This window comes from Paucilactobacillus suebicus DSM 5007 = KCTC 3549, from assembly GCF_001434475.1.
Lineage (GTDB): Bacteria > Bacillota > Bacilli > Lactobacillales > Lactobacillaceae > Paucilactobacillus > Paucilactobacillus suebicus.
The window spans coordinates 15,848-28,344 of sequence record NZ_AZGF01000009.1; the positions used below are offsets into that span (position 1 = coordinate 15,848).

Consider the following 12,497-nt stretch of genomic DNA (forward strand, 5'->3'; position numbering starts at 1 on the left):
GAAGCCATACTAACTATCACAATTGCGACAGCTACTGGTCATCCCCCAGTAACTGTTGCTTTTTTTGTGGGCACTTTCAACCAACATATTGCCGAATTATATTATATAAAGTAAAATAAAAAAGTACCCAGAATTGGATATTTTGGATACTTTACTCCTGGTTTATGATGATTCCTCCCAAAATCAACTAGACCAGTTCCTCTATCCAGCACACTAACGTTATATCCCCAATATAACGTTAGTGTGTTATTTTTTTTGATTATAAATACATATATTTGGATTAATTATAGAAAATAACGGCATAAAAAAGCCCGATCATGATATATCAATGATCGAGTGAAAATTAAGATCACGGTGTTTTTAAAACACACCGAGTAAATTTTTTAAAACTGCAATTTGCGCAAAGCCGTCTTTCCACACATGGTTCCATTGCTGATCAGTATAGTCAAAGGCAGCAGCCTGAATTTCTTTTAACTTATTATCAGAAAATTGTGTGCGGTTAAAATCCATGTATTCATTTGACACATGCTTAACCATTTGGGTGAAGCCAAACTGATAACCGGTGGAAAAAGCTTCAAGGACAGGACCGTATCCCATTGGCTTGTTGCCAACACCATCAGTCTCTGCTTGATCGGTGTTGATGGCATGTTTCATATCATCAATAAATTGATCGTAGAATAAATCGTTGTAATTTTCGATATCCTTATCGATATATTTATATGCGACGTCTCTGGCTTGTTGAATTTGTGTTTTTGATAAGAAATCCGAGCCAGTTAATACCTGCATGAAAGCACGGTAAACTCTTACCTCAGCATCAGTGATACCAAGGTTGAGCTGGTATTCCAATTTTTTGGGCCATTGATCGAATTGATCTGTTGGGAAGAAAAGATCAACTGCGGAGTTCAAAGAATTAATTGTTTGCATGACATTTGCCCTCCAGTTCCATTTATTATGTCTCTATTATAACCTTAAATACGTAATCAGATGATTAGAATATTGAAATTTTTCACTTTTTTTAACTTTTTTCCGTATCTACTATCAACCTATGGGTACATGTAGCGCGGTTTTTGTGATAAGTAGTTTGTTTTATATCTCAACTAACGTACAATAGTGGCCTAGCTTAATAAATATATGGCATTAACTAATTGAATAATTGTTAACATGTCCAAAATAATTCCGACAATGTTAAAATAACGACATATTTAATATTGAGGAGTGACACTAGATGAATTTTGATCAGATTTCTAATCTAATTGGTAATGAAAATGTACCAAAGTGGGCAATCACAGCTCAACCAGGTCATGAAGATGTCACCACACTGACAATTGCCGACATGGACTTCGAAACTCCGGATTTTATTCTTAATAATTTGGTTCCGGCATCCAGAGTGCTAGGTTATGAAGAACCAAGTGATCAATACTATGACAGTATTATTAATTGGCAAAAACAGTATCATCATGTTTCAGTTAATAAGAATGAAATTATTCCTTTGACTGGCGTGTTGACTGGAATTTCATTTGCGTTGCAAAAGGTAACTAGCCCAAATGATGCGGTTTTAGTCTTTGACCCAGTGTATGGCCCGTTTTCAATGGCCGTTAACAACCTGAATCGTGAATTGATTGAATTTGATTTAACAATTAGTGGTGACGGTCAATACGAAATTGATTTCGATAAGTTAAAAGATACATTAAGCAAACAGAAAATTAGAGCAATGATCATTTGTAATCCGCAAAACCCTAGTGGGCACGTGTGGACTCGAGCTGATTTACTAAAATTATCAGAATTGGCTCAACAAAATAATATTTTTATGATTGCCGATGAAATTCATCAAGACTTGGTGTTTGAACCAGAAAGATACACATCGTTGTTTGAAATACCAGGAGTAGAAGGATATGCGATTGTCATATCTGCACCAACTAAAACATTTAATATGCCAGGTGTTCAAAGTGCGTACATGTTTGTTAAGGATGCTTTCTTACGCGACCAAATCAAGTCTTTAATGGACGATCAATTTATCAGTGGGATTTCAACAACTGGAGTACTCGCAACCACCGTCGCATTGACTCAGGGAAAAAGTTGGCACGATGAACTAATGAAATACCTTAAAGAAAACCGCGATACAATTTTTGAGCTTTTTGATGGTACCAAAATTAAGCCGATGCTGCCACAGGCAACTTATCTGATGTGGCTTGATTTCAGTGCGATCGGTATTAGTGATTTAGAAATTGATCGCAAGCTTATTAATGATGCTAAGGTTCAGCTAAACATGGGCTCACAGTATGGTCAGGATGGAACAGGTTGGTTTAGACTTAATTTTGCAACCTCCAGGGATCAACTAGTTAAGGCTGTCCGACAAATTATTGAGGTATTTGGGTAACAAATAAATACATTTAATGTGTGAGCGATTGAATCAGAAAACATAGTTGTCTATCAAGACAAATAATTTAGTTTTTCAATTTATCTATTTCAAACGTGCAATAAACTACTAATCTTGGTCAAAAAAACGCCAAAGCTAAAATTCCTTATTTGGATTTTAGCTTTGGCGTTTTAATTCGCACACTCTTTTATTTTTGACAAAAGCAAGAACAGTTTCGTAATTTTTTCTTAACACAGTAGTTAGCTACATAAAGAGGTGTAACATGTGATCATTAGTATTCATCAAAGAAAAATAGAATCTGGTGATTGTTATAAAAGCTGTCAAAAATTATTTGTTTAATGCCTGGTATCAAGTATTTGTATTGATCGTCCCATTGGCGACGACACCCTACATTTCTCGAGTGCTTGGCTCAACTGGCGTCGGGATAAATTCTTACACCAACTCGATTATGCAATTTTTTGTGATTATCGCAAGTATTGGTATTAACCTGTACGGTAATCGAGAAATTGCGTACGTGCGAGATAACCCGAGAAAAATGAGCCAATTGTTTTGGGAGATCGAAACCTTAAGATTAGTGGCTGTTGGAATTGCAGCGGTCATTTTTGTAGGTTTCATGGTAGTTGATCACGAGTACCAGTCCTATATGTGGCTTCAATCTTTATTTATCATTGCAGTGATGTTTGATATTTCGTGGTTATTCTTGGGAATTGAAGACTTTAGAAAGACTATCTTGAAAAATACCGTGGTTAAATTGGTCTCCGTGATTTTGATTTTCACGTTAGTAAAATCAATTTCAGATTTACACACGTACATTTTAATTCTTAGTGGATCAACATTAGCCGGTAATATGACGCTGTGGCCATATTTAAAGGGACAAATTCATAGAGTACCATTGAGTTCATTACGTTTAAAACGTCATCTAAGACCGGCAATTATTTTATTTATTCCACAGATTGCAACTCAGATATACTTGGTCCTTAATAAGACGATGCTCGGTCAAATGGTTGGCGTCAGTGCCACTGGGTACTTCGATAATTCCGATAAGGTTATTAAAGTAATTCTCGCCATTGTGACAGCCTCTGGAACTGTGATGTTACCACGGGTTGCGAAGACTTTTTCAACAGGCAACATGAATAAAGTTAACGCCTATTTATATGAAACATTTAATCTTGCGACTGCCTTAGCGGTGCCAATGTTTTTAGGATTGGCAGCAGTTGCGTCTGGATTTTCAACGTGGTTCTTTGGTAGTAATTTTAATGGAATTGCGGTGTATATTGTGGCGGAATCACCGGTGATTTTGATGATTGCGTGGAGTAATGTCGTCGGTACGCAGTATCTTTTGCCAACGAATCATAACCGTGACTATACGATGTCAGTTGTCTTGGGTGCCATTGTTAATTTAATTGCTAATATTTGGTTAATCAGAAACTACCAGGTTCTTGGAGCGTGCTTATCGACCGTTCTTTCAGAAGCGACGGTTACTGGATATCAAATATTCAGAATTCGCAATATTGTGAATCTAAGACGACTTTTTTCAGGTACTTGGCAGTATCTTGTTTCCGGGATGGTCATGTATGTAGTTGTAAAGTATTTAACCGTGAAAGTATCGTTTTCGATCGTGTCGTTTTTATTTGAAATTTTTGCGGGTATTGTAGTTTATCTGTTAGGTCTCATTATTACCAGGGCAAGGGTTTTAAGCTTTGTCAAACGAGTAGCTATTCGATTAATCTCAAGAACAAGTTGGGTGAGATAAAAAACCAGTCCTTTTTACTGAAATTACAAATAAAAAGGACTGGTATTTTAGATTGATCTATCTGATGCCAACAAGTCAAATGGTGACCAGAAAAGGGATTTCATTACTATTTGGCAAATTATTTCTGGCGGTTGGGGATTATCCCCATTAAGCCAGACTAGACAAATGTCAATCAGGCCAAAAACGATAAGTTCATCGGCAAATTTTGGTGGGATATTGGTCGTTAAATTTGCAAAGGCGCGAACTTCGCTGATAGTTCCTGTTAGATGTTTTTTGATTAGACTGCGCAATTTTGTGAGGAACGCGGGATCCCCATTGTCGCTTGTCAAGGCTCTAAATAACGTAAAATTTGTGTTAATTAAAGTTACGGACTGTTTCACGACTGGCAGAACTTCATTTGTTTCTCGCAAATGTTCCATGGCTGCGACTGGTGATGGCATGTTCTTGGTTAAAACCTGATCAAATTGACTGATCAGGTTTAATTCTACTTTAGCTAGCAAATCTGGTTTGTCGACGTAGTGGAGGTAGAAAGTACCGCGGTTAATTTGAGCTTCATGGCAAATGTCTGCAACACTAATCTTCTCTAGCCTTTTTGACTCGATTAATACAATTAGTGCATCAGTAATTTTAGCCTTTGTTTTAACAACTTTTGATTCTTGGTTGGACATTTATGTCCTCCTCAATTTAGTAAATGAACACAATTAGTTATTTTGCTGATTGCTTTGTGTGGTAACTGATTTTATTATATGAGTGAAAGTAATGCAAATCAACAAAGTGTTGATTGATAAAATCTAATTAAAAGGTGAATGATCATGAATAATATTATTGATGTACATACCCATTTTTTACCTAAAAGTTATGTTGATGCACTAAAAAAGAATGTGGTTGGCGATCCTGATGGCTGGCCAACGCCTAGTTGGAATGAACAAACTACATTGGGATTTATGAAAAAGAATAAGATAGGATATTCCTTACTATCGTTGTCATCACCGCATATTAATTTTGGCGATAAGGAGGAAACAGTTTATCTAGCACAAAATACCAACGATTATGGTCGCAAGTTAAATCAGCAATATTCTTCTCAGTTAGGATATTTAGCATCGTTACCGCTACCGTATGAGAATGAATCGGTCGATGAAATTAATCGATCACTATCAAATGGTGCGAAGGGGTTTGCGGTTCCCTCAAATTCACGTGGAATTTACTTTGGCACGCCACTGTTTGAAAAAGTATATGAACGTTTAAATCAAGAGCATGCGGTTGTTTTGATGCATCCTAATCAAACACCAGTCAAGCCAATGAATGTTAATGTGGGGATGCCAACGCCATTAATGGGCTTTCTGATGGATACAACAATGACGTTCATGAATTTGTTGCAGCATCATTTTTTCGACAAGTATCCAGATATCAGGTTAATTATTCCGCACGGTGGTGCATTTATGCCGATTTTAGCCGATCGTGACGCACCTTATACGAAAGAGACGTATAAGTCAGATATGTTTGCGGCGATGGAGCATGTTTACTTTGATACTGCTGGTGCTGTTTTTCCGCGTCAATTACCAATGTTGTTAACCTTGGCTGATCCGACCCACATCTTATATGGTAGTGATATTCCATATACCAACCTATCGTTGGCAAACCAATTATTGAATATGTTTACTGAAGCCGGAGGAGTTAAAGCGAAGTTTAAATTTCAGGCCGTTAATACTGCTAGTAAGTTGGGACATTTTATTGATAAAAAACCCAAATTAGCCAAATATAAAACACTAATTGATGAATCTCAAAATATGCTGACAGGAGCTGATATTTTAACCCCCAGACTTCGAGACATGATCTTGCATGATAATGCAGTTAAATTATTTGATCTTTAACTTCCTTACTTTTACATTACACAATATAATCTAAGTAAGAAAAAAGTACGGAAATGATGTATATGAATGAAAAATATGTTAAGGCTACAATTACATCAAAAATCAAATTAATATTCCTAAAAGTGTTCGAGAAATATTAGAAATTGGGGAACATGACAAAGTACAGTTCATTTTGAAACCTGAATAAAAAGTAGAAATGGTTAAAGGTAGTTCCAGCAGTCTATGGGATACAGTTGCTGAACAGGAAAAAGAATATGGAAGTGTTAATACGGATGCAATTGATTGGGGGCCAAGATATTGGTGATGAGGTGATAGACTGATGGTTCATCTACACACCGGTAATATAGTATATGTAAATATTGATCCAGCAAAGTGAACGTGTCTCAAATACTATCAAACAATTGTTCTGATCAGATGATACAAGAATAAAATGTCGTTTTACCAAATATTAAATTATTTGGTAAGACGACATTTTATTTATTCAACAAATTTTGAATCATTACCTCAAAGCTCTCATCGGAATCAATAATTGGGTTATGAAACCAACCAGCACCAACATGAATGATGTCGCCAACAATTAGGTTTCTGACAGTTCTCTTGATTACAAGGGTTGTTTGCGGATCGTCGGAAACATTGGTAAAAATTTTTTCATAAAGTGCATCAAGTTCTAGTGTTGCAGCATGAGCATCATCCGAATTACGCTGATTTTCTGAAAAAGAGAGTAAATAGCGTAATAGGTTAACGTTTTTCAAACCATATTTTCGACAGTACTTAGCAAACGCCATGATGATCTGGTTAGCAGGAACGCCAAATAATTCAGATTGAACGTTTTCAACCAATTGGTGAGTTGAGTAGGCAAAAATGGCGTTATCTAAAGCGGTGGGATTTTTAAAGTAAGGATAAATGGCCTGTGATTTACTACCGAGAGATTTTCCTATCGATGTGAACGTCGCCGATTGGCCAGAGTTAATTAAATTAACAGCCTGTTTGACGATTTTTTCCTTAGATAAAATTCGTTGCGTCAATTATCTTCAACACCTTTCAGTTGTATTTTACAGTATGTAATGTATAATTACAAATTGTAAATAAAAATAAAGGATTTCAGTAGATGGATATTATCACAAATTTTCATAATAATATTATACCCGATAAATACGGTAGCAATGAAACATATCGACATCGGTCTAATTATTTATCATTTCCATTTCAGGTTCATGGCTTACCGCATGACAGCAAATTTTTGGCAGTGACACTAATCGATTACGATACAGTGCCTTTTATCGGCTTTGCTTGGATTCACTGGGTAATGGTGAACGTACCCGTTGAAGGTGCAAACATCGTAATACCTGAAAATATTAGTGCATCTGATCAATTTCCCCAGGGGCTGAATAGTTTACATTCAATACTGAACTATCTTCGTGATCCGCTCTGGCGATTCAGAAAAGATCGAGGTTGGTATGAACAACATTACGCTGGCCCACGACCGAGAAACGGAATTCATCGGTATCGGCTTACCGTATACGCATTGAGTGGTCCAACTAGTCTTCAGGAAAAATTTAATTTAGGAGATTTAATGGGTGAGTTGGATGATCTACTAATTGACCAAGCTTCGATAAATTTGAAATATGAAAGGAAGTTTTAGTAATGACAATTGTTAGTTTAATTGTAATCGGATTTGTTGTTGGTATGTTCACTATTTCAATGGGTGGTGGAGGAGCCGCAATTTATCTTGGGGTACTGACTGCCCTATTTCATGTCTCGCCAGCAGTGGCAGCCTCGACATCGTTGATGACCGCATTTCCATCTTTAGTAGTTGGTTCACTGTCATACTTTCACTCTAAAAAAATTAATTTTAAAATAGCTAATCAAATGTTAATTGCGGCATTACCAGCGGTTGTGGTTGGTTCATTTTTAGCACCCCATATTCCAAATAACTTCTATAAATGGTTAATTGGCTTGATCCTAATTATTTTAGGCATTCAAATCTTTGTTCAACGTAATAAAAAGGAAACTAATCAACCCAACCGTTTAAAGGCATCAGGTTTTGGCGTTTTGAGTGGGTTGATGGTCGGTATCGCCGGACTTAGTGGAGGCGGACCAATCGTCGCCGGGTTACTATTGATGGGACTGGATATGTTTGACGCTGCGGCAACCTCTTCATACGTGCTAGTTGGCATGACACTTGTCGGGATTATTTTTCATTTGGGTAGTGGTCAAGTTGATTGGTCAATTGGCTGGGGATTGATGGTTGGAGCACTGATTGGAGCACTATTGGCACCAAGACTGATGGACCGATTGAGCCATAGCAAAAATAATAAGTGGTTGAAGCCGTTTATGGGTGTGCTATTGATGTTAATGGGCATTAAAACTATAATTTAACATTATCTAGTTACATTTAATCCAATAGATACGTGGTGGAGCAAACATGATTAAAATTGAACCATTTGAAAACACGCCAAAGCATACTGCTCAATTAGTCGATCTGATTAATTACTGTCAAAACATAGAAGCAGGTTTAAACATTAAAATGGCCGAACAAGATGATATTTTCCAAATTAAAGATTACTACCAAAGACGGGGTGGTCAATTTTGGTTGGCAACTGATGATGAACAGGTTGTGGGATCCATTGCACTACTTCCAATTGATAATCATTATGCGGTTTTAAAAAAGTTTTTTACATACCCAGATTATCGGGGCAATCCACATCGATTAGGGGTTCAATTGTTTGAACTGCTAATTCAATTTGCTAAAAATCAAAATTTTCGAGAAATTGTATTAGATACTCCTGAAAATGAACACCGCTCTCATTTTTTCTATGAAAAACACGGATTTAAACTAATTTCACGGGAAAAACTACCCGTATCATATCAGTTTCCGGATCGTGATTCGAGGATCTACTTAAAACAACTTTAGCAAGTTAACACTGAGATTGTTATAATATGAATACTAATTTAAATGGAGTGGATTGCTGTGGCTAAAATGACGGTAGAAGAAGTAAAAGCAAAGTTAGCGGACCTAAAAGAAAGAATTACAACTACAAAACAAGATTCCGAGGAATTTAACCAAGCAGTTGTTGAACTTCACGACTTGGATAAGGTTCTTAACATCGATGAAATGGATGTGATCGTTAAGAATTTGGGTCGTCAATTGACCGATGATGAGTATGCGGCATTAATTGTGGCATCTGCTAATCAGGAAGATGTGTTTGATCTATTTCCAGGAATTGAGCGACCGGCAGACTTAAATAGTTTGAAAAAATAAAATAAAGCTAGTCTTGAATATGCGAAAGCATTTCTCACAGACTAGCTTTATTTAAATTAAGTAGAAACTAATTTATCCGATGATAATTTTCAAATTACAGTTAAGTGAATCGCACAATGAAATGTGCTACATTATAGATGAATAATATCGATAATATCAAAAGTTGATGTAAGTTTTAAAGTGGGGGAAGCGTGATGGAAGTCAATAATGCGATTTTGGAAGAGGCTGTTAAAATTTACAAAGTTCTAAGCAACGTTAACCGCATTAAAATATTATATTTTTTGGAAAATCATGAGGCAGATGTTACCACAATTGTTGATAACTTGGAACTGGATCAACCGTTAGTTTCGCATCAGTTGTCAATCTTGTTCAAGTATCAACTCGTAACAAAAAACAAACGTGGCCAACATGTCTATTATTGTTTAGACGATCCTCATATCTTAGAAATGGTAAATGCCATGCTTGGGCACGTGGCACACGAAATTAAGGGTGAGCCACATCAATATCCGCATGTTGAATAATAGGTGCTAGGGGGAGTATAGATGAATTTATTTGCAACAATTATGATGATTATTTTAGGGGTATTGCATATTGCAATCATGTGCCTCGAAATGTTTAGTAAGCCTGAAACACAGGCTAATAGTTTTGATATGCCATTGGAATTTGTCAAGCAACCAGAGGCCCAGACAGCTTTAAAAAATCAGGGGATCTACAATGGGGTCTTAGGTATTGTGATTTTATTGTCTCTTGTCATGGTAAATGGTGCTGCTTCAATCGCTGTGTCCGAACTGTTAGCGGGATTTGTTTTAGTTGTTGGAATATATGGTGGCTTAACGGCAACAAGAAAGATATTCTTGATTCAGGCATTACCAGGTTTGATTGCGTTATTGTCACTAATTTTATAATCCGACAATAAAGTGAGAATACGGCGTTTTGCTCCCAGAACAAAAGACTCACAAGACTAAAATTCAGAATTTTAATCTTGTGAGTCTTTTGTGTCGTGAGTAGCTGTTTATTGAACGTTCAGGTTAGATAAACTGAAACATTAAAGATCATCAGGAATATTGTCCTAACCTTTACATAGAATCATTTGTCAATTTCATCATTATTGGGTTGGTTTCTGAAGTTGCGTGGGGCCACGTGAAAGTTTTTTTTAAACACGCGTGAAAAGTAATAACTGTCCGTGTAACCTAAACGGGCAGCAATTTGTTGAATTGGTACATTTGTGTATTGAAGATAGTGGCTGGCTCGAGCCATTTTGGTTGTCGTGATGAACTGATTGACACTAGTTCCAACGGTCGCATGAAAGGAACGGCTTAGGTAGCTTGTGGAAATATCGAGTTGATCTGCAAGTTCGGGCAGCTTGATTGGTTCACTGATATGTTTATAAATGTAATTAATCGCTGAATCAACGTAGCTACTGCCAGTTGTATTATCTTCTTCATCAGATGAATCAATGACGGAAAGACTAGCTAACGCAGCGCCAACCATCTGCGATACATAAATTACTCTGGCATATGAAAAGCCAGGAATGAAAGTTTGAATCATTGTCCAGAATTTTCCCATTAGATCCTTGGCATTTGCTTCGGGCAACTCGTCTATATAAAAGGCAGACTCACGAAGCACACACATGAAATCAGTGGCAATTTTGCCACGAAAGTGAACCCAATAAATATCCCAAGGGTCTCCTTGAGATGCATAGTAAACATGTTTGATACCAGGAGGCAAAATAATTAGAGAATTTTGGTGCATTGCGTATTTGTGTCCATTTACTTCTACGGTACCTGATCCGTTTGTACAGAAAATAATAATCCAGCTTGGTGCACCATTAATTCGCGAGACGTAGTGATCTTCTGCGTTGGGGAAAAAGCCTAAATCCGTGACGTATAAATTCGTTACAATTGGGGATGAAGCGTATTCTTTTAGTGTGTCTTCTGGCAAAACAAATAGGTATTCGTTGTCAAAATCCTCCAAGCGTCTCATGGTTGTTTCTCCTCCAATGTTAAGTGTCCGACTGATTGAAACTATTGTAATCCAATATTATTCAATAAGCTAGTAGCGAATAATCCATCTTTAGGAAAAGAATTTGCATTTAAAGTAAGCGCTTACTATATTAATGTTATAGTAGTAATTAGGAAAGGAACGATAGTGATGAGTAATGAAGAATCAGACGTTTTGCTTAAAGAAACTACAATTACACTACCGACGTATCTAACAAGTAAGCCGGAAAAAAATCCGATGTTTCTTGAAAAAAGAGTTTATCAGGGGAGTAGCGGTAAAGTTTATCCATTTCCGGTCACTGAAAAAATATCCGAGAAAAAGGTAGATCGTGAATATAAGGCCGTGATTCTTGAAAATAAATATGTACAGATCACATTCCTGCCAGAATTAGGCGGTCGCATATATCGTGCCCTGGATAAGACGAATAATTATGATTTTGTATACTACAATCATGTTATTAAACCAGCACTGGTGGGCCTCACAGGATCGTGGATTTCAGGAGGAATTGAATTTAACTGGCCACAACATCACCGACCTGACACTTTCTTACCAATTGAGTATGAACTAAAGGAAAATAGTGATGGATCAAAAACTCTGTTGGTGAGTGATATTGATCGAATGTACGGTACTAAAGTGTTGGTTGGTTTTACGATGTTTCCTGACAAAGCTTATCTGAAGATGGATGAACATTTCAGCAATCCGACTGATTTACCACAAACATTTTGTGGTGGGCTAATCCAGCGGTGCCCGTTAACGATAATACTCAGTCAATTTTTCCACCTGATGTAAATGCTGTGTTTGACCATGGTAAACGAGCCGTTTCAACTTTTCCGATTGCCACCGGCGAATACTACAAGGTCGATTACTCAGCAGGTGTCGATATTTCACGATATAAGAATGTACCGGTACCAACTTCATACATGGCCGCTCATTCAAATTATGACTTCCTCGGTAATTATGACCATCAAAAGCAGGCTGGCTTACTGCATGTCGCTGATCATCATACGTCACCTGGAAAGAAGCAATGGACGTGGGGCAACGGTGATTTTGGTAAATCATGGGACAATCAGCTCACGGATAGTGACGGGCCATATATTGAATTAATGGTTGGCACGTTCACGGATAATCAACCTGATTTCACATGGTTAAAACCCCACGAGGAGAAGTCATCAACAGAATATTTCATGCCATACAAAAATGTTGGTGCGGTTAAGAATGCAACTATCAACGCTG

Annotated in this window: 14 protein-coding genes and 1 pseudogene; 11 read left to right on the forward strand and 4 right to left on the reverse strand. The window is 37.1% G+C overall.

Going from position 1 to position 12,497, the window contains the following annotated elements; all coding sequences use genetic code 11:
* Positions 1–360: 360 nt before the first annotated feature.
* Positions 361–924, reverse strand: coding sequence for a hypothetical protein (locus FD16_RS05250; RefSeq protein ID WP_056938533.1), 564 nt, complete (start codon positions 922–924; stop codon positions 361–363).
* A gap of 301 nt (positions 925–1,225) precedes the next feature.
* Here FD16_RS05250 and FD16_RS05255 point away from each other — a divergent pair, with 301 nt between their 5' ends.
* Together FD16_RS05255 and FD16_RS05260 are read left to right on the forward strand one after the other, a co-directional pair.
* Positions 1,226–2,377: a MalY/PatB family protein gene (locus tag FD16_RS05255; protein ID WP_010621782.1), complete on the forward strand. Its 1,152-nt coding sequence runs from the start codon at positions 1,226–1,228 to the stop codon at positions 2,375–2,377.
* Positions 2,378–2,678: 301 nt separating this feature from the next.
* Positions 2,679–4,130 (forward strand): oligosaccharide flippase family protein, encoded by a 1,452-nt coding sequence (locus FD16_RS05260; RefSeq protein WP_010621783.1) that lies wholly within the window; start codon positions 2,679–2,681, stop codon positions 4,128–4,130.
* Positions 4,131–4,177: 47 nt separating this feature from the next.
* Here the strand turns inward: FD16_RS05260 and FD16_RS05265 are convergent, their stop codons facing one another.
* Complete coding sequence (locus FD16_RS05265; protein WP_010621784.1) at positions 4,178–4,798, reverse strand: TetR/AcrR family transcriptional regulator; 621 nt, start codon at positions 4,796–4,798, stop codon at positions 4,178–4,180.
* Positions 4,799–4,942: 144 nt separating this feature from the next.
* Here FD16_RS05265 and FD16_RS05270 point away from each other — a divergent pair, with 144 nt between their 5' ends.
* Positions 4,943–6,001 (forward strand): amidohydrolase family protein, encoded by a 1,059-nt coding sequence (locus tag FD16_RS05270; protein ID WP_010621785.1) that lies wholly within the window; start codon positions 4,943–4,945, stop codon positions 5,999–6,001.
* A gap of 133 nt (positions 6,002–6,134) precedes the next feature.
* Entirely contained in the window at positions 6,135–6,188 is a 54-nt protein-coding gene (locus FD16_RS13345) for a hypothetical protein (protein ID WP_353425015.1), read from the forward strand.
* Positions 6,189–6,474: 286 nt separating this feature from the next.
* On the opposite strand, the gene FD16_RS05275 is transcribed toward FD16_RS13345, so the two are convergent.
* Positions 6,475–7,026, reverse strand: a complete 552-nt coding sequence (locus tag FD16_RS05275) for a hypothetical protein (protein ID WP_010621786.1) — start codon at positions 7,024–7,026, stop codon at positions 6,475–6,477.
* 83 nt (positions 7,027–7,109) lie between these two features.
* On the opposite strand from FD16_RS05275, the gene FD16_RS05280 reads away from it, so the two are divergent.
* The 6 genes from FD16_RS05280 (at position 7,110) to FD16_RS05305 (ending at position 10,168) form a co-directional block, all read left to right on the forward strand.
* Positions 7,110–7,643 (forward strand): YbhB/YbcL family Raf kinase inhibitor-like protein, encoded by a 534-nt coding sequence (locus FD16_RS05280; RefSeq protein ID WP_010621787.1) that lies wholly within the window; start codon positions 7,110–7,112, stop codon positions 7,641–7,643.
* A 2-nt stretch (positions 7,644–7,645) separates the two neighbouring features.
* A complete protein-coding gene (locus FD16_RS05285) occupies positions 7,646–8,380 on the forward strand; it encodes a sulfite exporter TauE/SafE family protein (RefSeq protein WP_056938534.1) in 735 nt (244 codons plus the stop codon).
* Between the two features lie 46 nt (positions 8,381–8,426).
* Positions 8,427–8,915: a GNAT family N-acetyltransferase gene (locus tag FD16_RS05290; RefSeq protein WP_010621790.1), complete on the forward strand. Its 489-nt coding sequence runs from the start codon at positions 8,427–8,429 to the stop codon at positions 8,913–8,915.
* Between the two features lie 57 nt (positions 8,916–8,972).
* Positions 8,973–9,263: a hypothetical protein gene (locus FD16_RS05295; RefSeq protein ID WP_010621791.1), complete on the forward strand. Its 291-nt coding sequence runs from the start codon at positions 8,973–8,975 to the stop codon at positions 9,261–9,263.
* A gap of 194 nt (positions 9,264–9,457) precedes the next feature.
* Complete coding sequence (locus FD16_RS05300) at positions 9,458–9,784, forward strand: ArsR/SmtB family transcription factor (protein ID WP_010621792.1); 327 nt, start codon at positions 9,458–9,460, stop codon at positions 9,782–9,784.
* Between the two features lie 21 nt (positions 9,785–9,805).
* Positions 9,806–10,168 carry a DUF1304 domain-containing protein gene (locus FD16_RS05305; RefSeq protein ID WP_010621793.1) on the forward strand — a complete coding sequence of 121 codons (363 nt, stop codon included), beginning with the start codon at positions 9,806–9,808 and terminating at the stop codon, positions 10,166–10,168.
* 181 nt (positions 10,169–10,349) lie between these two features.
* On the opposite strand, the gene FD16_RS05310 is transcribed toward FD16_RS05305, so the two are convergent.
* Complete coding sequence (locus tag FD16_RS05310; RefSeq protein WP_010621794.1) at positions 10,350–11,246, reverse strand: helix-turn-helix domain-containing protein; 897 nt, start codon at positions 11,244–11,246, stop codon at positions 10,350–10,352.
* A 255-nt stretch (positions 11,247–11,501) separates the two neighbouring features.
* On the opposite strand from FD16_RS05310, the pseudogene FD16_RS13125 reads away from it, so the two are divergent.
* Positions 11,502–12,394, forward strand: a pseudogene (locus tag FD16_RS13125) (DUF5107 domain-containing protein); the annotation flags it as partial.
* Positions 12,395–12,497 lie beyond the last annotated feature (103 nt).